The organism is Psychrosphaera saromensis (assembly GCF_002954545.1).
Classification (GTDB): domain Bacteria; phylum Pseudomonadota; class Gammaproteobacteria; order Enterobacterales; family Alteromonadaceae; genus Psychrosphaera; species Psychrosphaera saromensis.
This window is the reverse complement of the sequence record NZ_MSCH01000003.1, coordinates 3,273,789-3,297,125: the sequence shown is the minus strand read 5'-3', so window position 1 is coordinate 3,297,125 and position 23,337 is coordinate 3,273,789. Positions and strand designations below refer to the sequence as shown.

The following is a 23,337-nucleotide window of genomic DNA, read 5'->3' as shown; positions in this document are numbered from 1 at the left end:
TAGAATAGCTTATACGTAAGGCAAAATGACAAAAATAAAATCTCACATCAGTTTAGCCAATGTGTTAAAACCTAAGAACCCTTTATTTAAAAGGCTTGTGCCGGTAATTGATAAAATTATGGGCGTACATAAAGTAAAAGAATTTTATGAAAATGGGCAGTTATATGGAAGATCAGCAGAAGAATTTTCTCAACAATTTTTTAAAAATTTAGAAATAAATATTTCTGGCATTGACAATTTAGCTGAAAAAGTACCCAGTCAAGGAAGTTTAATTGTGGTTGCCAACCATCCTTTTGGATGCGTGGAAGGGGTGGCGCTTGCCCAAAAATTAAAGCAAGTTAGACCGGACGTAAAAGTATTGGCCAATAATGCATTATCTATGTTCACTGAAATCAGTGAATATTTTATATTTATAAATCCTCTGTCTTCATCTAATCCTGAAAATGCTAAAGCCATAAGACAGTGTAAACAACATTTAGATTTAGGTGGCGTTTTACTTATTTTCCCAGCGGGAAAAGTCAGTTATTTCCGACCTGAAAAACAACGTATTTGCGATGATGTTTGGAATCGACTCCCTGCTAATCTTGCCAAATCAACAAAGTCACCTGTATTGCCAATTTTCATTGAAGGTCACAATAGTCAGTTGTTTATTAACTTAGGACGAATTTATTATCGTTTTAAACTCATCATGTTGTTTAGGGAAATGCTTAAACATAAAGGTAAGCCAATAAACTTACACTTAGGTCATGTACTGCCAAATAAATTATTGGCAAAGTTTGAAAATGTCTCACATTTGAATGAATATCTACGGGTACAAACCTACTTATTAGATCCAAATTATAAACAAGGTTGGCAAGACGCTGCAGCTATTAGTTTAGAAGCATCAGAGGCTAAAAAAACTAAAGCAGATATACCACAAACCGCTATGGCAGAGATAATGCCGCAAGTTGACAAAGCACAACTTAAATTAGAAATAGAGGCATTGCCAGTTAATCAACATTTGGTGGATTATAAAACCTTCTCTGTCTATTACGGTAAACGAGAGCAAATGCCTTTAGTGGTTCAAGAGATCACTCGATTACGCGAGTTAGTATTTCGTCAATACGATGAAGGCTCTGGTGAAGAATGCGATACCGATGAATTTGATGATACCTATTTACACCTGTTTATTTATAACCAAGCCGACGGTGAAATAATAGGTGCTTACCGCATGGGTCAGTCAGACGTGTTATTAAAAGATGGTGATATTAACAAATTGTATTTAGCAAAAATGTTTGAATTTTCTCCTGACTTTATTAACCAACAGCAACCTTGTCTTGAAATGGGTCGTTCGTTTTTAGTGCCAGAACATCAAAAAACCTTTTATGGTTTATTTTTATTATGGCGAGGTATTGGTGAATTTGTAGTAAGGCATCCGCAGTACCGAACTTTATACGGTACGGTTTCCTTGAGTAAGCTGTATTCGCCATTAAGCGTTCATTGTATAAATCAGTTGGCGGTTACACCAAGTGATAAAGTGGCGGCAAAGTCTCCATTTGAACATAAGCACAATCCAGAATTAGCGGATTATATCCAGTCAGAATATACAAAAGGTGCTGTGCCTGCGTCTAATTTATCGTCCCTGATCATGGGAATTGAGCAAGACGGTAAAGATGTGCCCGTGTTAATGAAACATTATCAAAGAATGGGGGCTCGTTTTTATTGCGTCGGTATTGATAAAAGTTTTAACGATACGCCTGGATTATTGTTAAGTGTCGATTTACCTAAGGCACCTGATAAGGCATTAAAACAATATTTAGCAGAAGGTAAGGATTCTTATTTAGAATATTCTTATTTGCAAAAAAAAGCTGAGCAAGGTTAAATACGCCGCTCAAATTTTACAATAAAATTTTAAAGGTAGGTTAATGCGAGCTAATCGTTTTGCCCAAGTATTCAGTTTTCTAGTTATGTGTTTTATTAAATCATTAACACTTATCTTTTATCGATTTGAAGTTAAGTGGTTAAGTGACAAAAAAATAAAACAATTAGATAACGTGAAGTTAGTTGTATTGTTAAATCACACTAGTTTGTACGAAGCTTTATTTGTGCGTTTAGCGCCATTTTCTTTCTTATGGCGCATAGCGCGCAATATGATGGTGCCCGTTGCCGATGTCACAACTAAAAGACCATTAGTGGGTATGTTCTTTCATGCCTTAGTGCCAGGTGTTGTGCCTATTAGTCGTAAACGTGACGCTTCATGGAATAACTTTTTAGAACAAATAAACGAAGACTCTATTGTCGCTATTTTGCCAGAAGGGCGAATGCGCCGACACGACGGTTTTGATAAACACGGCAAGCCTATGTCAGTTAGGGCAGGGGTTGCTGATATTATTGAACAGATCAAAACGGGCGATATTTTATTTGTGTATAGCGGTGGTTTACATCATGTCCAAGTGCCAGGGCAGCGATTCCCGAAGTTATTTAAGAAAATTAAAACGCATATGGAAATTGTTAGTGTTGATGACTATAAAGATGCTTTATATCACCCTGAAGTTAGAAACCGAAAAGTGGCATTTGTCCGAGATATCCAAAGTAGATTAGACGAATTAACACCTTATTGTGAAAATCAACCTTACAACAAAGATAAGTAGCTAAAAGCGCAGAAGCTTTACCTAGATGTATGTAATTGATGTAAAAAAGGCTTATCTAAACGATAAGCCTTTTTGTTTTTTATTCGCTGTATTTTAAAATGTATAGTACTAGTTTTTAATAAAACGAGTAATTAGGCCGTGCGCTTTTAATCAATATTGACTCTTGCGGCTTGAACATCTTCACTAGGGTAACAACCTAATACTTTTAAGTAAGGGGTTAACGCTCGTAAGTCAGCGATGGCGTTTCCAAGGTTTTCATCTTGTAAGTTGGCATGCACATCGACATAAAACATTTCTTCCCAAGGATTACCGGTAATTGGACGAGATTCTAATTTACACATATTTACATCGTGTTGTTTTAATACGATTAAAGCATCAACCAATGCGCCAGGTTTTTGTTCTGTGGACATGATCCAGGTGGTTTTTGCTGGAATTTGAGTAGAAACTGACACTTCTTTTGGTGCTAATACGATGAAGCGACTGTAATTCTCTTTTTGATTAGCAAGTGCTTCAGCAATAACGTGCAAACCGTAAAGTCTCGCGCCTTCGCCACTTCCTAAAGCAGCTAGTTCACCTGTGGTATCATTTTTAACTTGTTCAAATGCGGCAGAAGACGCTTCACAATATTCAATTTCCACATCATGGAATTGATTCAAGTAATTACTACATTGTGCATAAACTTGTGGGTGAGCAAATAACTTTTTGATCTTCTCTGGTTTAGTATCAACCGCTGCAACCATACAATGATTAACCGGATGAGTCAGTTCTCCAACGATAGATAAGCTCGTATGCTGCAACAGGTCGTAAACTTCGTTGATGCTGCCCGATGATGTATTCTCAATAGGTAAAATGCCGTGGTCGGCTTTACCTTGCTCTACAGTATCAATTATTTCATCAAAGCTAGTGCAGCCAAGTTGTTTTAATTCAGATTGGTGTCTAGAGAAATATTTTTGCGTTGCCAGGTCGCTATACGAACCTTGACTTCCAAGATAGGCAACACGATTAATCGGCAGCTGACTAGAAGCTGCATTTGTGTGTCTTTGCAATAATGCTTGCTGATGTAAAACCGAGTCTTCAATGATGGTTTGGAAAACTTGTTTTATATAATAACCATCTAAATTAAGCGGTTTACCTTTGTTGATTAATTCAACCAACATTTGCTCTTCGCGTTTTATATCTCTAACGGGTTTATTTTGTTTTATTTTTGTTTCTGCTACTAAGTGAGAAATACGACGACGCTTTGCTAGTAAAGCCATTAGCTCGCTGTCTATTTCATTTATATCTTGTCTTAATTCTGATAATTCAATCACTTGTTAGCCTTAGTCATTTAACTTGCATAAAAAAACCTTCCGTATGGAAGGTTTTAGAATTGGTTTCTTTTTAGCACACCAAATCCACCTTCCTATTCACATGACGTAAATAGAGAAAAGTGCATAAATGTAAAAGTTAAAAAGAATTTAATCGGTTTCATGCGACCTAATCTATTTTTGTTTGGATTTAAAGTCAATCACTTATTTGAGTAAAGAATCTAATTTAAATGCATAAAACCAGCATAAAAAGCATAATGGTAAAAATAGAGATAGGCTGGTTTTGTTAGGTTAATCTTTGATTATAAATGATAAAGACTGTTTTACTGCAGGCCATTCGGATTGAATAATTGAGAATACAACTGTGTCTCTAATTGTGCCATCTAAACCAATTTGATGATTACGTAAGACCGCATCTTGCTTAGCGCCTAGACGTGCGATAGCGGCTCTTGATTTCATGTTATGCCAGTGCGTTCTAAATTCCACCGCAATACAACCTAATTGTTCAAATGCAAACTGTAATAACAACAACTTACATTGACTGTTAACTGTGGTTCTTTGTACCCGCTTGGCGTACCATGTATAGCCAATTTCAACTCGTTTATGCTGTGAGTCTGCATTACAAATACGAGTGCAACCTAGTATGGTTTTAGTTGCTTTATCTAACACCACAAAAGGTAAAGAGCTGCCTTCTTGTTGTTGCTGTAATGCTTTTTCAATATAAGCATCAACCGTTTCAGCACTTGGGACACCAGTAAACCATAAATTCCATAATTCGCCATCCGATGCAGCAGCAACTAATGCCTTTGCGTGATCTTTACGCAAAGGTATTAAGTCAACTAATTCGCTGGTTAATGTCGTTTCAACTAGCCAGTTATTATTTTTGCTATTCATCATAAAGCTCATTTATAACCAAGTTTATCCATTCAATGGTGGTAAGTCATTTGACGTGGTTGTGTTACTGCTGGAATGAAATAGCTTGAATGCATTCCATAGTTCTTTACCAGCCCAGGATGCACTTTGTTGTGAATATTGGCTGCTATTTAACAACGAAATTTGTTGTTGTAACTCTAAATTCACCAACGGAATTAACGCTGTTAAGGTCAATACTGGTTGAGTAAATTCAGCTTTAGCCCATTTTAGTAACTCGTCGCGTACAAGATGTGCATCATTGTTAATACAAGCTTGTTTTAACACTGACTTATTAAACGTGCTTTGTTCGTTACTTTTATGCAATTTAGTATTTAGCTTAGTTTGCTTATTCATTCCGCCTGTTGATTTACCAGAGCGTTTATTAACGATGAACCAAGCCAAACTGGTTAGTATCCATAAAATCCAGCCCGCCCACATTAACGGTGATGAGTAACTATTATTACCATCTTGCGTTGTGTCATTAGGATCATCTTGGCTATTTGATGCCACGCAGTTTTGATCATTCAGACTTGATGACTCAAGAATTGGCATTTGTAAATTGGTCATAGGGGCAGACGACTGTGAATTGCTTGACGGTACTATAGTGATTTTCTTCGCTGGGATAGTTGCTACATCTTGACGTTTTGTTTTGGTATTAAACCAATTTACAGTAACCGCAGGCAGTTCGAATGTTCCTACTTTTGTAGCCACTATTGCCTCAGTGCTAACTCTTTGCGACACAATGGCGTTAGAACGTACTTCAGAATGTGACTCAGACTGGTCTGGGTAGGTTTTAAATGAATCTGGGTAATTGCCTACCACTTCTGGTAATTGTTCTTCATTAACGTTCAGAGCCAGTAAAGTAAATGTTCTGGTAATTGGCTCGCCTATTTCATAGGTGTCTTGTTCTGGTTGCCACTCTTCGTTAAGCATCACAAGGTCGCTTGGTAACCAAGGTCCTGAGTACTTTTCTGGAATAGAGGTGACCTTTATTTTAATGTCATTACCGACGCTTGTTACCGGCTTAGTACCGCCAAAATTACTAAAACTAGAACGGCGTTGTCCCGTTCCTATCTCACCATTAAAGGCGGGCGATGTAATGGTGAAAGTGCCGCTAGATTGTGGCGTTACCGAATAAATACGCTCAATAACCCGGTAACGTACCCCCATGATTATTTCACTGGCGTCTTTGTCTTTACCGTGTTGTTTTATATAAGCCCCCTCTAACGTTGGGTCACTTAAACTACCATTTTGTAAATCGACACTAGGAGCTAAATACAACTTTGTTACTAATTTTACCGTTTGCTGTAAATATAAATTAGTTTGTTCAATGTTATTTTTAACAAATATTGTTTTGCTGTTTGATGCAGCGCCAGTATTAGACTCGACCACTGATACCGTTAACGGTTTACTGTAGATACTGTCTATTCTCAATGACGGAATTTTGAATGAACCCGTTTTTCGGGCTAATAACACCACATTCCAACGCGTGGTTTTTGCAATGTTGCCGTTGATGATTTTTGTTTGTGAACTAGTTGCCGTACGGCCAATAACTAAGCCTGTTTGACTAAGTTGTGATAAATCGAAAGCGCTAGGGTCTAAAGAGTCGTTTGCAACTATCTCTAGTACAAAGGATTCATTGATCATTACTGGGTTTCTATCAACGCTAACTTTAACCTCTGTTGTGGCTTGCACAACAGAAGATATCAATAGCAAAATAGTGGCTGAAAAACGGGTGAAGATCTGCGTTCTTGTCAATTGCATACTGGTTCTTGGCTTGTTTGTTATTTTTGATTGAAAAGGAACTACCATGATTTAGTTGCTCCTGCTGGTGGACGTGAAGAATGTTCGCGTTTTCTGCTTTCTAAGATCATTTTATTTCTTAATAAGGTTGCTGGATCATCAGATACTTTTCGTAACAGTTGCTCAATTTTTTGCTGTTGTTCTTGTTCGTCAATTTCTTGCTGATTTAACTGGGCAGCACTTAGTTTTTCTTCTGATGTATCATCTTGATTTTTTTCGCTTTGGGCTTGAGCTTCACTGGCTTTGCTTTCTTGCTCTGCAGCATCTTGTTCAGGAGATTTTTGCTCTGACTGCTGTTCTGGCGTTTTCTGATTTTCTGAGTCAGACGGTTGAGGCTCTGATTGATTATCGGATTGAGACTCTTTTGAATCTGAGCTGTCTTTATCAGAGCTATTTTTATCAGAGCTATTTTTATCAGAGCTATTTTTATCAGAGCTATCTGATTTCGAGCTGTCCTGATCAGAGTCATCTTTTTCAGAGCTGTCTTGCTTTTCTTGCTCAGATTCTTGTTCGCCTTCTTGCTCGCTATCCTGTTTACTCTTATCTTTTTCGCTGTCTTGATCTTGCTTGTCGCCATCATCTTGCTTTTGCTGATCTTGTTGCTGCTTCATCTGCTCTAAAAGCGCCTTGTTGGCAATCGTATTTTGATTGTCTGGTTCAATTTTAAGGGACTTGTCATAAGCTTCAATGGCTTCATCTAATTTGCCTAAATTAGCTAATGCATTACCTTGGTTATATAAACCTAACGCTGAGTTGTCTAGCTGAAAGTTGTTCAATGCAGTTTCAAAATCACCGGCTTTGTATGCCGACGAGCCTTTCCATTGTGAACTCTCAAAAGACGTCAACGCTTGTTCGTATTCTTCATTAGCAAAATGCTCAGCACCTACCTGGTCTTTAGTTTTAAACACATAATCAGACCAAGATGGCGCTGTATTTTGTTGTTGTGACTGTTCAGCTTGAGCTTGGTCAGTTGGTTGAGCATCAGCGGCCATTACGTTTTTAGGTGTGAAACAAAATGGTAAAACCAACATCATTAAGATAGTCGCGCCTTTGCGGAAAAACACTAACACTAGAGGTAAAATAAATAACAAAATATAAGGCCCAAATTCTTGCCAGTCATCACCGGTTAACGAGTTACTGTCTTGGCTTTCGCCTTCTTCAGTATCCGCTTGTTCTCTAGGGCGAGTAACGTTAGCCGCTAATAAGGTTTTAATGTCAGCATCTGTGGCCGTGGTATTAACAAAAACACCATTACTTATATTACTGAAAGTCATTAAATCTCGGTTATTAAGTTGTGGGATCACTATGCTGCCTAAATGATCTTTTAATAAACTATTATCCAACATTTTAATTGGTGCACCTTGTGGAGTACCAACGGTCATTATATTTATTCGATAAGGTGTTTTCTGTGAAAATGTTGTTAAGTCAGATAGGTCAGTTTTTTCAACACCGTCGGTGATCCAATATATATCACCGGTTAGGTAACCTGCTTGTTTCAGAAGGTCGGTTGCTTTATTTAAACCTTCCAGCGGATAACTACCTTGGACTGGCATTATCTCTGGTTTCAAACTTGGAATTAACGCCGTTATATTTCGAGTGTCGGGTGTTAATGGTGAAATAGTAAAGGCCGCACCAGCATACGCAACAAGTGCGACTTCACCGTCGGTAATGGCATTTGCTAAATCCATGGCTTTATATCGTGCTTTTGATAGTCGATTCGGTTTGATATCGGTCGCACGCATAGACATAGACATATCTAGTACGATGACACTTGCCCGTTTTATTTGAAATACTGGTTTTTCTATTTTCTGCCAGGTAGGGCCGGCTAAAGTGAAAATAGTTAATAGCCAAATTAATGGTAATAATAAGGTTTTTTGTTTCACCGTATTTTCTTTATTACTGCCTAACATCGCATTGGCTAAATGAGGTGGGATCACTTGATGCCATTGTGTTGTTTTGACCATCTTTAGCTTTAACAACCAAATTATAAGCAAAGGAATAATGACCCAAAACCAATTGGGTCTTAAAAAATGAAATTGTGAAAACTGAGCTAAAAAATCAGTCATGGTCAATTAACTCCTACGTCTTGGTGAAGTAAGTTTTTGCTGTAAACCACTAGACTCAAAAACACGTTGAATAAGCGGAAACAAAATAGCGAATACAGACAAGAGTAACGCTAAACTCAACGGCCAGAAAAATAATGATTGCATAGGGCGAAGTTGAATAGGCGAGTCTTCAATTGGTTCTAGCTCGTCTAGTATTTGATAAATTTGTTGTAAACTTTGGGTATCTCTTGCTCTAAAGTATTTGCCACCAGTTTGGGTAGCTATGTCAGTTAACAAGGCTTCATCTAAGTCGGCTGATGGGTTTACTTTACGGTTGCCAAAAAAGCTACGTACAAACATCTCATCCGCTCCAACACCTATAGTGTAAACTTTAACACCGGCTGCAACCGCAATTTCTAACGCTTCTTTAGGTTGGATATTTCCGGCTGTATTTTGGCCGTCGGTAAGTAATATAAGGATTCGGTTTGAGTCTTTTTTCTCATTAAAACGTTTTGCGGCTAAACCAAGAGCATCGCCAATTGCGGTTTTTTCACCAACTAATCCAAGTGTCGCTTCGTCTAACATTTGACGTACGGTTTTTCGGTCATAGGTAAGTGGCGTTTGCACATACGCGGTATCGGCAAATAAGATCAAGCCTAAACGGTCGCCAACACGGCGATCAATAAAGTCATTTAATACATATTTAAGCATGACCAGACGATTTACTCTGTGGTCGCCAATCATCATGTCTTCATATTGCATAGAACCAGACAAATCCACTGCCAGCATAAGCTCACGACCTTCTTGTGGAATAGTTATTGGTTGGCCTAGCCATTGTGGCCTTGCCACGGCAACCACCAGAGAAACCCAAATAAGAAAGGCGAACCAGGGGAATCCTCTTTGTATTTTTGTTTCAGTTGGCGTTCCAATAAAATCAAAGGTAGGTAGGAAAAGAGCCGTCGATTCTTGTTTTTTTACTGCAGGTAATAAACGGATCAAAAAAGGCACAAATAATAGCGGCAATAACCAAGGCCAAGCAAAACTAAACATTTTGTTCTCCTTTGTTTCGCTCATTTAGCGGTAAATTTTTATCTATCCAAGCTTTACTCTGTTTTAAGTATTCAGCGGCTTCTACCGAGCTACAATTAGCTTGATACGCTAGCAGCATAAACTCCGGTGCTATTGTTACATCGTCATGGCTATTGTTATTTAACCAGGTTGCCCATTTGTCACCATTGAGGTTGGCAACTTGTTCACGTTCACCGTAAGCCAATACAACACGTTTTAATATGCTATTGATGCTCTGTACTGTGTGAATTGGATTTTGCTCTGGGTCTAATGCGTTTAATAATTTTAAGGCTTGTTTTTTTGCTTTACGCTTTTGTAGAAATAGGATGGTTGCAACTATTGCTATCGCTATTAACACGCAACATACAACAATAATAACCCACCATCCCCAAGCTAAAGGCCAATTACCAATACTTTGTGGTGTTTGAATATCTTTTAATTGTGAAAGTAAATCAGGTTGCATAGTTAAAGTTGCTCACTTAAAGGCTGACCCGCTGAGATGGATAGCCATTTAATATTGTGATCCTTTAGAGTATTTTTTTTCGTTAAAAAATGCTGTTGAGCTTTTAGTTTATAGTCAGTTAATTGAGCTGTGTTATTAACGACTTTGGTTTGATTGCCGTTAGTGACAGGCATTAAACCAGACATTGCTTTTGGTAAGGTTTGCTCTATCGGATCGTTGATCCAACAAGCAACGACTTCGCAATGCTTTTGCAGTTGATATAAATGCTGCAAAGCGTCATTGGTCAAATGCTGTAAATCGCTAATGATATAAACCAAACTTCCCGGATGCGCTACGCGTCTTAAATGAGCACAGGCTTCAATGAACTTTTGCTCTTGGGTTTGTTTATCAACTTCATTAACGGATATATTTTGCTGCATTGGTAATGCATTATTGTTGTTTTTAAGCGCGGTTAACCAATGTAAAACAGCTTGTTGGCTGCTTCTTGGTTTTACTTCGTATAAATCTTGCTCTGATAAAATTAACCCTCCAATTTTATCGCCACGTTTTTTCGCAGCCCAAGCGATTAATGCGCTTAAATGACAAGCTTGTACGGATTTAAATAGTAATTGACTACCAAATCGCATTGACGGTAATAAATCACAAAAGACAAAAACCGGTCGGTCTTTTTCTTCTCTGAATATTTTTGTATGGGTTTTACCAGTACGTGCTGTTACACGCCAGTCGATTGTGCGTACGTCATCACCTGGTTGGTAATGGCGAGCTTCATCGAACTCCATGCCTCGACCTTTCGTTTTAGCCAGATATTGCCCAGACATTTGATGCTTCACTTTACTGTTTGGTTTGTTTGATAACAAATGAGTAAAGTTTCTGTACATGAGCAATTCGTCGAAACTAATCGAAATACCTGAGATTTGGTGGCTGTTAAGCCAGTCCATGCCTGTTTGTCGCTGTATCGCAGCAGAGTCAGTCATAACGTATTTAATATCCTGTTTTACTGTCTATTACGGTACGGCAACTAATTCTAAAATACGGCTAAGTATTTGATCTGCAGTTATGCCTGCAGCTTCAGCTTCATAACTTAATAAAATACGATGGCGTAAGCAGTTAAAGTAAACAGTTTGAATATCATCTGGTGTAACAAAGTCACGTCCGTCTAGCCATGCGGTCGCTCTTGCACATTTATCTAGGGCAATAGTGGCACGAGGGGAGGCACCAAATGAAATGTGTTTTTTAAGATCGGCATCATACAGTTCAGGCTGACGAGTCGCGATGATCAATTGCACTAGGTATTGTTCTAATTCTAATGACAGATGAATTGAAAGAATATCTTTACGAGCTTTGAATATATCTTGTTGAGTTAGCGGCTCTGGTTGCACAACCGGTTGTTGTAATGCTTCACCACGAGTTAAACGCAAGATTTCAATTTCTGTTTCAGCGCCTGGGTAATCTACATTTAAATGCATTAAGAATCGGTCAAGCTGGGCTTCAGGTAATGGATAAGTACCTTCTTGTTCAAGCGGGTTCTGTGTGGCCATTACTAAAAATAATTCAGGTAACTGATAAGTGGTTTTACCAACAGTGACTTGTCTTTCTGCCATTGCTTCTAGTAATGCCGATTGTACTTTTGCTGGGGCACGGTTTATTTCATCTGCTAATACTAAGTTATGAAATAACGGGCCGCTTTCAAATTTAAACTCACCCGTCTCTGGACGGTATATATCGGTACCGGTTAAATCTGCAGGGAGTAAATCAGGCGTAAACTGAACTCGGTGAAAGTCGCCTTCCAAACCATTGGCTAATGCATTGATTGCACGAGTCTTAGCTAGACCTGGAGGACCTTCAACTAATAAGTGTCCGTCTGCGAGTAGGGCGACTAAAATGCCTTTGGTAAAATCCGGTTGACCTATAACTTGTGAGTCTAAATATTGTTTTAATTGGTTAAAACGAGTTACTGACATGTTTTACATTCCTGAGCTATATGTTTGTGACTAAACGATAAATTGTCACTCAATCGATACCTATGATAATTAAACTTATATAAGGTTCCCTACAGGAAAAACAAGTGATTAAAAATCAATCGGTTACAATTTGAGCAGTTGAGTCTGATTTAACAATAATTAAGATGAAATTTAGCTGCGACAATATATCTGTTACTAGGGCATAGTATCCACTTATTGTGCAGAAAGTAAAAATATTAAATCTTTCCGCTAGCTTATATTAAATATTGGTTTTAATTCTATATAGATATGGTTATTATCGAGAGGTTAATATCAGGTCAGACCAGAAGTGTCTGTGATAATTTGTCAGGTTAGGTGGTAACATCTGTTTTGATAGCAACTACACTTTGACAAAAATAAATTCATACAGGGTGAAATAATGACTACTAATAAACTTCAAACAAGAAATGGAGATCGTATCGCGGTTGTTGCCGGGCTACGTACTCCTTTTGCTAAACAAGCAACAGCCTATCACGGAGTTCCAGCTCTTGATTTAGGCAAAATGGTTGTTTCTGAAATGTTACAACGTTCAGAATTAGACCCGTTAGAAATCGAACAATTAGTTTATGGTCAAGTTGTACAATCTCCTGCTGCGCCAAACATTGCACGTGAAATCGTATTAGGTACAGGTATGAATGTTCGTACCGATGCATATTCAGTATCAAGAGCATGTGCAACAAGTTTCCAATCTACCGTTAATATTTGCGAATCTATTATGGCTGGTCACATTTCTGTGGGTGTGTCTGGTGGTGCCGACTCTTCTTCAGTATTACCAATTGGTGTAAGTAAAAAATTAGGTAGAGCGTTAGTTGATTTAAATAAAGCTAGAACATTAGGTCAACGTTTTCAAATTCTTAGAAAATTAGGTTTAAGAGACTTAATGCCAGTTCCTCCTGCCGTTGCTGAATACTCAACTAACTTAAGCATGGGTCAGACAGCAGAGCAAATGGCAAAAACGCATAATATTAGTCGTGAAGATCAAGATGCACTAGCGCATCGTTCTCATACATTGGCGACTAAAGCATGGGAAAGTGGCATCTTTAAAGATGAAGTAATGACAGCACACCCTGAACCGTTTAAAGACTTTATTTCTATGGACAACACAGTTCGTACTAATTCAACTGCCGATGGTTACAGTAAATTACGTCCAGTATTTGACCGTAAACATGGTACGGTTACCGCAGCTAACTCTACAGCATTAACAGATGGTGCTTCAGCCATATTATTAATGAGTGAGAGCAAAGCAAAAGCATTAGGTTATGAACCTCTAGGCTATATAAGAAGCTTTGGTTTTGCCGCGATTGATGTTTGGGAAGACATGTTGATGGGACCGTCGTACGCGACACCAATCGCATTAAAACGTGCCGGCATGAATCTAGCTGATTTAGACCTAATTGAAATGCATGAAGCATTTGCGGCTCAAACATTAGCGAATATGAAAATGTTTAGCAGTAAGAAATTTGCTCAAGAGCAATTGGGTCAAGATAAAGCCATTGGCGAAATTGATATGGCTAAATTTAACGTTAACGGTGGTTCACTAGCTTATGGTCATCCATTTGCAGCGACTGGAACACGTTTAATTACGCAAACAATTAATGAATTACGTCGTCGTGGTGGTGGTGTTGGTCTAACAACAGCGTGTGCTGCTGGTGGTCTAGGTGCTTCCATGATTGTAGAAGTTGACGGTTAATTTGTAGACGCAACTGAAAAATAATAATTATTATAGTTAAGTAAGTCTAATTTTTAGAGAGCCGCAAGGAAACTCAAATGACTAAAAGTATTAAAAACGCATCGGCGTTTAGTTTAGAAATAAAAGAAAATGGCATTGGCGTGATCAGCATAGATGTTGCTGATGAATCAATGAACGTTTTAAAAGCAGAATTTGCAGAGCAAGTAACTGAAGTGTTAGACCAAGTAGAAGCCAATAAAGATATTGTTGGCTTAGTACTGGTTTCTGGTAAAGACAACTCGTTTGTTGCTGGTGCTGATGTTGCTATGTTAGATAGCTGTGAAACGGCAGAACAAGTGAAAGAAATTGCACAACTAGGTCAAAACTTATTTAACCGAATTGAAGCGATGACGATTCCCGTGATTGCTGCAATCAATGGCCCTGCATTAGGCGGCGGACTTGAATTGGCAATGGCATGTCATGGTCGTGTTGTATCTGACAGTGAAAAAACAGTTCTAGGTTTACCAGAAGTTCAACTTGGTTTGTTACCAGGCTCAGGCGGGACTCAACGCTTACCTAAATTAGTTGGCTTGCAAAAAGCATTAGACATGATGCTTGCTGGTAAACAACTACGTGGTAAGCAAGCGGTTAAAGCTGGCTTAGCTAATGACATAGTGCCAAATAGTATCTTGCTAAAAACAGCAATAGAAATGGCGTTAAAAGGCAAGCCCGTTATTAAAAAGAAAAAACAACCTCTGGTAACTCGCTTGTTAGAAAACAATCCGTTTGGTCGTAAAGTGTTATTTGACCAAGCTGGCAAACAAGTTATGCGTTTAACTAAAGGTAACTACCCAGCACCGTTTAAAATCATTGAATGTATTCGTACAGGCGTAGAAAAAGGAACCAAAAAAGGGCTTGAAATTGAAGCTCAACGTTTCTCTGAACTTTGCATGACTCCAGAATCTAAAGCATTGCGTGGTTTGTTTTTTGCTACCACAGCAATGAAAAAAGAAAATGGCGTAGCGGGCGTTGACCCTATTAAAGTTAAAAAAGCCGGCATCTTAGGTGGTGGTTTAATGGGCGGCGGAATTGCATTTGTTACAACGACAAAAGCGGGCGTGCCTGCACGTATTAAAGATATTGCGCATGAAGGTATTCGCAACGCATTTAAATACAGTTTTGACATTTTAAACAAAAAAGTAAAACGTCGTTTTATGCAACATTCACAAATGCAAAAACAATTATCTATGTTATCGGCTGGAACTGACTTTGTTGGTTTTAAAGATATGGATATTATTGTTGAAGCGGTATTTGAAGATTTATCATTAAAACAAAATATGGTTGCTGATATAGAAGCAAATTGTAATGAAAAAACAGTTTTTGCTTCTAACACATCATCACTACCAATTCGTGATATTGCGGCTAAAGCAGCGCGTCCAGAAAATGTTATCGGCTTACATTACTTTTCACCAGTGGATAAAATGCCATTAGTTGAAGTAATCGCCACCGATAAAACATCTGACGAAACGATTTCAACTACGGTTGAATTTGCACGTCGACAAGGTAAAACACCAATTGTTGTTAAAGATGAAGCTGGCTTCTTTGTAAACCGTATCTTAGGTTTATATATGAATGAAGCAGCTCAAATTGCAATGGAAGGTGAACCAGTCAACAAGATAGACAAAGCCTTAACTAAATTTGGTTTTCCAGTTGGGCCAATGACCTTGTTAGATGAGGTAGGTATTGATGTTGGCTCTAAAGTATCGGCAATTTTGTTTGATGCCTTTGGTGAACGTTTTACGGTTCCTTCTGCAATGGAAAAGTTAATTGCTGACGGTCGTAAAGGTAAGAAAAACCAAAAAGGTTTTTACAAATATGGCAAAACAGCAAAACGCAGTTTTATCGACAAATTGACCTTTGCTAATAAAGGTAAACAAGTCGATGAGTCGGTTTATTCTGTTTTAGGTGTATCGCCTAAGAGCAAATTAAAACCTGAGCAAATCTCAGAACGTTGTGTTGTACAATTATTGAATGAAGCAGCTCGTTGTTTAGACGCTGGTATTGTTCGTAGTGCAAGAGACGGTGATATCGGTATGATCTTTGGTACTGGTTATCCTCCGTTCCAAGGCGGCCCGTTCCGTTATATGGACAGTTTAGGTATTGACAACTTAGTTGAGATCTTAAATGGTTACAAAGCTATCCACGGCGATCGTTTTGAACCAGCAGACGTATTAGTGAAGATGGCGAAAGACGGTAAAACGTTTTATTAAACAGCCCTAACTAAATACCATAAATAAAAAACGCACTAATTAGTGCGTTTTTTTATAGCTGAAATTTACCAGACAATTAACTCTTGGTGTTACTCATAAATGACAACCATTAATAACTACTCTTGGCAGTCTTGGCAAATACCTTTGAGTTCTAATTGATGGGTGCTTAATTTAAATCCTGTTTTTTCCACACTTGCAGTTAACTCATTCATCACTGTTTTTTTCACACTGATCTCTGACACTGAATTACATAACTCACAAATTAAAAACTGAGGAACGTTATGAGTATGCGAACAGGTTATGTGGGAACAGGCGATATATTTATTCGCCGAGGTTAATTTATGCACCAGTGAATGTTCAGCTAAAAAATCTAAAATACGATAAACCGACATAGCAGGAATACTCTGTTCGAATATTTCTCTGTATCTTTCAGCTAACTCATAAGCCGACATTGCTTCGCTAGCTTGTATGAGCGCCGATAACACATGTTCACGTTTTGTCGTTAATTTAACACCGCTTTCACTACAAATTTGATGAGCGTGTTTTATTATATCGTCGAGCATTATGTCTTTAACCACAAACATTCCAATAAATTTACAAGAACCTCATTGTAGTGAATAGTCGGGGAGAGGTAAATGTTAAAGTATCAACAGATTTAATAATTAGTTTTCAGTTCGTAGGATATTAAGTCAATATATAAGCTACACTTATCAAGAATTTAGACAGGGCTGTTAATATATGATGAATAGTGGAGAATCGTAATGGTTCAAAAAGAACCTAAGTTAGCGTCAATTTACCAATCTCCTCTTTACCGGGACTTGTTAAAGTGGTTTTTAATCTTATCCATTTTACCTTTACTAATCATAACAACGGTCAATTACTATCAGGTAAAGTCTAACCTTGAACAATTTGCGATTGAAGAAGCTTACATCGCAGGTGAAAGCCGCAAAAATTATTTCAATAATTGGTTTCAATCTCGGATTGATAACTTAAATCAACTTGCCAACACCCCAGTTACCTCGCGTTTATTAACAACTCTAGAACAGCAATTACAACAATTTGATGGAAATGTTGAAGCGTTTGTCAAATCAAGTCTTTGGCAACAAACTAATATCTACACAGCCGATGAATTAGCCCTAGCCAATTTAAATCATGATTATATTGATGACACATATATCATTGATAAAAAAGGTAATGTTTTATTCAGCATGGCACAGGAGGCTGACTTGGGTACAAGTTTAGCTACAGGTGAATATCAAGATAGTTTATTTGCTGATGCAGTGAAGTTGGCTTTGGACACTGGTGCTATAGTTTTTTCAGACATTGAGCGTTATACACCATCGGAAGGTATGTTAACTGCTTTTATAGCCACGCCTATTTTTAGTAAAGGCGAAGTGCATGGGGTATTAGCGTCTCAAGTTAAACTTGATGCTCTGTATCTACATATAAAAGCACTTAATAAAAAGAAACCTTCACTTCAGCAATACATTTTAGGTACCGACGGTAAATTAAGAAGTAGTTTAACCCAAAATCTTGAAGATGATATTTTAACAGAATTACCAGCCTCTGATTTATTCACTCAATTTAACAATAGCTCAAATGTTAGCGCACAAAGCAATAAACATTATCTTAATAACTTAGGTGAACCTGTTATTGGTTATGCCACACCACTTAACATCGCTAATGTAACTTGGCTGTACGTAACAGAAATAAAGCGTGCTGATGCACTAAATAACGCCAGTCAGTTGTTGTATTACAGTCTTATATTGTTAGTTATTGGCACGTTTTTAGTGACCTATTTAGCCAATAGAAAATCCAGTGCTTTTATTAAACCTATTTTACAGTTAGTGGAATATTCTAAATTAGTCGCAAAAGGAAAAAATGTTACTGAGGTAAATATTGACGCTAAGTATGAAATTAGTTTACTGGCGAATTCTTTTAACGACATGTTAATCGCTCAGAGAAAGCATGAGTCCTTACTAATTAAAAGCCAATCTGAAACTATTAATACCCTTAGAATTTTTGAGCATCAGCAGTTTGCCATTGATCAACACTGCATTGTCACTATCACAAACCAAGCTGGTGTTATTGAATATGTAAACGATAAGTTTACTGAAATTAGTGGTTACTCTGAAACTGAATTATTGGGGAACACTCATAAGATTTTGAATTCAGGCTACCACGGTAAATCTTTTTTTGTTGATATGTATAAGGTTATTACCGCAGGCAAAATTTGGCACGGTGAGATACGCAATAAAGCTAAAGACGGTAGCTTTTATTGGGTAAATACCACCATAGTGCCTTTTTTGAATGATGAAAACTTAGTTACCCGCTATATAGCGATTAGAACCGATGTAACTGAAAATAAATCAAATCAAAACGCATTAGTTCAAAGTAAAGAACAGCATGAATCATTGATCAAGAATATGCCTGGAATAACTTACCGTTGCTTGTACGATAATGATTGGACAATGTTATTTATGAGTGAACAGTGTGTTGCGATTACGGGTTACACAGTGGAACAATTGCTTAATAATAACGAGTTAACATTTGCGGAACTCATTGCTTCAGATTATCAAAAGCATGTCGAAGACATTATTCTTAATGCGATTAAATCTGGATTGCCATGGACTGTAGAATATAAAATTGAGACTCGTTTTAAAGAGTCACGTTGGTTGTCTGAAAAGGGTAATGCCGTTTATGACTCTGAAGGTAATATTCTATACCTTGAAGGGTTTATCGTTGATATAACACAACGAAAAGAATCTCAAAAAGAAATGGCTAAGTTATCCCAAATAGCCGCACAAACAGATAATGCTGTTGTTCTTACTGACATAGCGGGTAAAACGGAATGGGTTAATGATGCCTTTACCATAATCACAGGTTATAGCTTATCCGATGTTATTGGACAATCGCCAGGTCATATTTTGCAAGGTGAGTTGTCCGATAAGGCGACGATAGAACGTATGCGTTTAGCTCTTGAGTTACAACAGCCATTTGAAGAAACCTTAATTAACTATCACAAAAATGGCCGCCCATATTGGATTTCTATTAGCTGTAAACCCATTATTGATGATCGTAATGAAGTAACTGGTTTTATGGCGCTGGAAGTTGACGTTACCGCTAAAAAAGAAATTGAAGATAAGGTGCGCTTACAAAAACGCTTATTAGAAAATATGAGTGAACAAGCCAAAATCGGTGCTTGGGAAGCCAATTTAATAGAAGGGTCAATATACTGGTCGCCTATGACGAGAATGATCCACGAAGTTGACAACGATTATGCACCAGAACTTAGTGGTGCCATTAATTTTTATAAAGAAGGTGATAGTCGAGATAAAATTATAAAAGTCGTGGAACAAAGCATGTCTACTCAGATGGTTTGGCGTGAAGAGTTACAAATTATTACAGCTAAAGGCCGTGAAGTTTGGGTGCTAGCTCATGGTGAGTCCAGTATTGTCGATGGTGTATGTGTTCGGTTATTTGGTTCATTTCAAGATATTAATGACCGAAAATTAGCAGAGATCACAGCTTTAGAAGAAGCCAACCAAAATAAAGTATTAGCGCAGTTAAATGTTAATGATGCTGTGTTAAGTGGTGATGTTGCACTATCAAAAAATACAATAATACAATCAGTGGCCAATGTCTTAGATGCCGAACGTGTATCTTTATGGGTTTATAAACCAGAACTAGAAGCGCTGGAGTGTTTATCCCTATACGAAAAATCCAAAGATGCATTCAGTGAAGGTGCGTTGTTGACTAAGAAAGACTTCCCTGAGTACTTTGCTGCTATATCTAGCGAAGCATTAATATCGATAGATGATGCTCATACACATCCAGCCACAAGAGACTGCTCGGAGGCTTATTTAACGCCATTAAATATTAGTTCTTTAATAGACGGTATATTTTCAATAGGTGATGGCATGTTTGGCGTTTTATCGGTTGAGCAAGTAGGGGATGCGAGGCATTGGAACGAACATGAGCAAAGGTTCATCATGTCAATTTCAACGTTAACAAGCAGTATATTTTCTGCAGAGCAAAGACGTATAGCGGAAAGTAAACTCCTGATTGCCAAAGATGAGGCTGAGGCTGCTGTAGCGGCTAAGTCTGAGTTTTTAGCCACCATGAGTCATGAAATTCGCACACCTATGAATGGTGTTTTAGGTATGTTGGAACTTCTTGAGGAAGATGGCTTAACTAAAGAGCAATTGCGAAAAGCACAAGTTGCTAAATCATCGGCTCATTCTCTCTTAGGACTCATTAATGAAATTCTAGACTTCTCTAGGCTAGATGCAGGTAAGATGGAATTAGAATCAATAGATTTTGATTTAAGTGCATTAGTTGGTGATACCTCATTAGCCGTCGCCTTTATGGCTCAAGAAAAAGGCTTGGAGTTAGTATTAGATTTAAGCCAAATTAATGACTGTATGGTAAAAGGCGATCCAGCTAAATTACGCCAGATACTGACTAACTTATTAGGCAATGCGATTAAGTTTACTGAGTCAGGTGAAATAAAAGTCACTGTTAGTACATCCAATCTCAGTCAAAACAATACCGGCCAAAAGCAGCCGGATAAAAATGAAAACATGACTGGAATTCATATCGAAGTAAGTGATAGCGGAATTGGAATACCACGGTTAAAGCAAGAACAGTTATTTGAACCTTTCACGCAAGTTGATGCTTCTACCACTCGTCGTTTTGGTGGGTCAGGTTTAGGTCTGGCTATTTGTCACAAAATCATCACCTTGATGGATGGGACTATAACCGTAAGCAGTGTTGAGGGGCAGGGAAGTATATTCTCGATTGATTTACAACTTATTCAAAGTGACATAGTAACTCAACCTTTACCGAGTTTAGAGTTGTCTGGAGTGGAAGTACTAATTGTTGAAAATAATAAGAGTAGTTGTTCTGTATTACAGCGACAATTAGAGAAGTGGGGAGCGATTGTATATACAGCCTTATCATCTGAACAAGCATTGAGCTTATGCGATGAGAAACATGCTAAAAAGCAAGGTAAAGCTTTTGATATTGCTTTGATCAATAAACAACTGGCCGATATAAATGGCGTCGAATTAGGTGAGTTATTACGCTCGAAACAAAATAGCAAAAATATACCTTTAGCTATTATGACAAACTTAGGCACTAAAGATGATGCTAATTATGTTTCTTCTTTAGGGTTTAGTGGTTATTTCACTAAGCCAATAATTGCAAATGATCTCATCTCGACTTTATCTTTTATATTGCAATGTGGTGATTTAGCGACTCCATCACTAAATCAAGCAACCAGATTGAGCAACACCAAATCCGATATTAAAACGACTAAGGCAAGCATTCCACTCGAGTCGAACCTATCACAGGTTGAAGACACTCAAAGCGATAAAATTAAAAGTGTTAATAAGTATAAAATATTGTTGGTTGAAGATAATAAAGTGAATCAACAAGTGGCTGATTTTATGTTAACTAAACTTGGCTATGAGTTTGAGTTAGCTGAAAACGGTTTAGAAGCGGTTACTATCTTAAGTAATAAGCAAGATCATTTTGATTTGATATTAATGGACTGCCAAATGCCTGAAATGGATGGTTACCAAGCCACCAGGCATGTAAGAGAGGATAATGCAGGTAAACTGAATCAAACTATACCTATCATAGCTTTGACCGCAAATGCGATGGAAGGGGATAAAGAAAAATGTCTTGCCGCAGGAATGGATGACTACCTGAGTAAACCGATTCAATTGGCTAAACTTAAAAAAATATTAGAAGAGTATTTGTTTTAAATAAATAGCAAAAGCTGTGAGGCTTTCTCTTCCTAGAACTTTAATTTTCTAGAGTTTTACTTTTACAGAGCTTTAATTTGGTTATATAAAGATAGGCTGATAGGTGTTGGGATATTTAGTTTTAATCCCTCTTTGACGACATAGCCGCTAATAAAATCAATTTCGGTTTGTTTATGAGATTTTACATCTTGATTCATTGATGAATAATTCTCGGCTGTGTTAGCAATGACCTGGTTTACGGCCTTTAACATAGCGCTAAGCTCTAAAGAAACACCTAGCTTATTAGCAATTAACAATGTCTCCTTAATAATACTCTCAATGTCTTCTGCGAACACCAGTTGTGCCAAAGCTCCATTTTTCACGTTATGTAACGCAGTTAATGGATTGATAACGCAGTTTACAATTAACTTTTGCCACAGAATTTTTTGTAGATTATCGACTTGAGTTATACGAACAAATAAAGGTACTAGGTCGTCATTATTCAATTTATCTGGGTTATTACCAGCGACATGACTCCATTGAGATCCGCCTAATCCCGCTTGAAATATGCCATCTTTGTTTTTGTATAATCCATTACTGGTTGTACAAAAAAATAAATTCATATTTGGGGTCAATAAATCATTGACTAACTCTATGGTACCTAGCCCGTTGTGGCATAGAATAATGGCAGCATCATCAGCTAAATAGGGCATGGCTTGTTGTAAAAATGGCACTATGTCGTAGGCTTTCAGTGGCACGATTAAGTAATGTATTGAGTTAGGTGTTATGTCAACGGATGTTATTGGTGTTGGCAATGCGGTAGGTTGCTTGCCAATAGGGTGGAACCAAGTTTGTTTTGAGTGATTAACATTACGTACTATTTGATCGCACTTTATACCAGATAATAAAGCGTTATACGCGACAAAACTCCCAATAGAACCTTGCCCTGCGATAAACCAATGTTTACTAGTCACTCTGTTAATCATGAAGGTTCTGTCGTGATGAATTTAAGATATTTGCGGAAAAACGTTCGTAATAGGAATATATAAACCACAACCCCTAATATATCTGCCAAAATATCACCTAATGATGCTGATCTGTACGGTAAAAAGCTTTGTAACACTTCAATTGTAACGCCATAAGCTGACAGTATTAACAAGATTTTATTAACCGATAATTTAAACGACAGGTCGAGCAATAAGGTTAAAGAAAAAAATATTAAGAAATGAGCTATTTTATCCGCATGTTCAAAAGTGATCCCCGAGTGACCGCCTTGTTTTAAAAATAAAAACGAAGCAAAAATGACGGAAAGAACAAATGTTACCTTTAATAAAGTCGTTTTTTTAAAATTGGATTTTGTCATTGTATAAATGGTGAGCCGTCAGTTTGAGTAATTTATTTTTATTAAGGTAATTCTAGC

At 37.6% G+C, this 23,337-nt stretch carries 16 protein-coding genes; 5 read left to right on the top strand and 11 right to left on the bottom strand.

The window, feature by feature from the left end; all coding sequences use genetic code 11:
* The first annotated feature begins 25 nt into the window (after positions 1-25).
* On the top strand, positions 26-1,861 hold the full coding sequence (locus BTO11_RS14850; RefSeq protein WP_105053331.1) for a bifunctional lysophospholipid acyltransferase family protein/GNAT family N-acetyltransferase: 1,836 nt from the start codon (positions 26-28) through the stop codon (positions 1,859-1,861).
* 43 nt (positions 1,862-1,904) lie between these two features.
* On the top strand, positions 1,905-2,630 hold the full coding sequence (locus tag BTO11_RS14845; protein ID WP_105053330.1) for a 1-acyl-sn-glycerol-3-phosphate acyltransferase: 726 nt from the start codon (positions 1,905-1,907) through the stop codon (positions 2,628-2,630).
* A 146-nt stretch (positions 2,631-2,776) separates the two neighbouring features.
* On the opposite strand, the gene BTO11_RS14840 is transcribed toward BTO11_RS14845, so the two are convergent.
* From BTO11_RS14840 to BTO11_RS14805, 8 genes are all read right to left on the bottom strand, one after another.
* Entirely contained in the window at positions 2,777-3,940 is a 1,164-nt protein-coding gene (locus BTO11_RS14840) for a chorismate mutase (RefSeq protein WP_105053329.1), read from the bottom strand.
* Positions 3,941-4,228: 288 nt separating this feature from the next.
* A complete protein-coding gene (locus tag BTO11_RS14835) occupies positions 4,229-4,834 on the bottom strand; it encodes a GNAT family N-acetyltransferase (RefSeq protein ID WP_229793277.1) in 606 nt (201 codons plus the stop codon).
* Between the two features lie 21 nt (positions 4,835-4,855).
* On the bottom strand, positions 4,856-6,613 hold the full coding sequence (locus tag BTO11_RS14830; RefSeq protein ID WP_181135927.1) for a BatD family protein: 1,758 nt from the start codon (positions 6,611-6,613) through the stop codon (positions 4,856-4,858).
* A gap of 41 nt (positions 6,614-6,654) precedes the next feature.
* Positions 6,655-8,718: a vWA domain-containing protein gene (locus tag BTO11_RS14825; protein WP_105053327.1), complete on the bottom strand. Its 2,064-nt coding sequence runs from the start codon at positions 8,716-8,718 to the stop codon at positions 6,655-6,657.
* Positions 8,719-8,724: 6 nt separating this feature from the next.
* The gene (locus BTO11_RS14820) at positions 8,725-9,747 is read right to left on the bottom strand and encodes a vWA domain-containing protein (RefSeq protein ID WP_105053326.1); all 1,023 of its coding nucleotides are present in this window, start codon (positions 9,745-9,747) and stop codon (positions 8,725-8,727) included.
* Entirely contained in the window at positions 9,740-10,228 is a 489-nt protein-coding gene (locus BTO11_RS14815; RefSeq protein WP_105053325.1) for a DUF4381 domain-containing protein, read from the bottom strand. The genes BTO11_RS14820 and BTO11_RS14815 overlap by 8 nt, the downstream gene beginning before the upstream one ends.
* A 2-nt stretch (positions 10,229-10,230) precedes the next feature.
* Positions 10,231-11,202 (bottom strand): DUF58 domain-containing protein, encoded by a 972-nt coding sequence (locus tag BTO11_RS14810; protein WP_229793278.1) that lies wholly within the window; start codon positions 11,200-11,202, stop codon positions 10,231-10,233.
* A gap of 30 nt (positions 11,203-11,232) precedes the next feature.
* Entirely contained in the window at positions 11,233-12,189 is a 957-nt protein-coding gene (locus BTO11_RS14805; RefSeq protein ID WP_105053324.1) for an AAA family ATPase, read from the bottom strand.
* Positions 12,190-12,607: 418 nt separating this feature from the next.
* Between BTO11_RS14805 and fadI the strand changes: the two genes are divergently transcribed.
* Both fadI and fadJ read left to right on the top strand, forming a co-directional pair.
* Positions 12,608-13,918 (top strand): acetyl-CoA C-acyltransferase FadI, encoded by a 1,311-nt coding sequence (gene fadI / locus BTO11_RS14800; RefSeq protein WP_105053323.1) that lies wholly within the window; start codon positions 12,608-12,610, stop codon positions 13,916-13,918.
* A 77-nt stretch (positions 13,919-13,995) separates the two neighbouring features.
* The gene (gene fadJ / locus BTO11_RS14795) at positions 13,996-16,167 is read left to right on the top strand and encodes a fatty acid oxidation complex subunit alpha FadJ (protein WP_105053322.1); all 2,172 of its coding nucleotides are present in this window, start codon (positions 13,996-13,998) and stop codon (positions 16,165-16,167) included.
* Between the two features lie 116 nt (positions 16,168-16,283).
* Here the strand turns inward: fadJ and BTO11_RS14790 are convergent, their stop codons facing one another.
* Entirely contained in the window at positions 16,284-16,745 is a 462-nt protein-coding gene (locus BTO11_RS14790; protein WP_229793279.1) for a Fur family transcriptional regulator, read from the bottom strand.
* A 183-nt stretch (positions 16,746-16,928) separates the two neighbouring features.
* On the opposite strand from BTO11_RS14790, the gene BTO11_RS14785 reads away from it, so the two are divergent.
* Entirely contained in the window at positions 16,929-21,938 is a 5,010-nt protein-coding gene (locus tag BTO11_RS14785) for a PAS domain S-box protein (RefSeq protein WP_105053320.1), read from the top strand.
* Between the two features lie 62 nt (positions 21,939-22,000).
* Here BTO11_RS14785 and BTO11_RS14780 read toward each other — a convergent pair whose 3' ends face one another.
* Both BTO11_RS14780 and BTO11_RS14775 read right to left on the bottom strand, forming a co-directional pair.
* Entirely contained in the window at positions 22,001-22,903 is a 903-nt protein-coding gene (locus tag BTO11_RS14780; protein ID WP_105053319.1) for a ketopantoate reductase family protein, read from the bottom strand.
* Positions 22,900-23,280 (bottom strand): VanZ family protein, encoded by a 381-nt coding sequence (locus BTO11_RS14775; protein WP_105053318.1) that lies wholly within the window; start codon positions 23,278-23,280, stop codon positions 22,900-22,902. Before BTO11_RS14775 ends, BTO11_RS14780 begins: the two co-directional genes overlap by 4 nt.
* Positions 23,281-23,337: the final 57 nt, after the last annotated feature.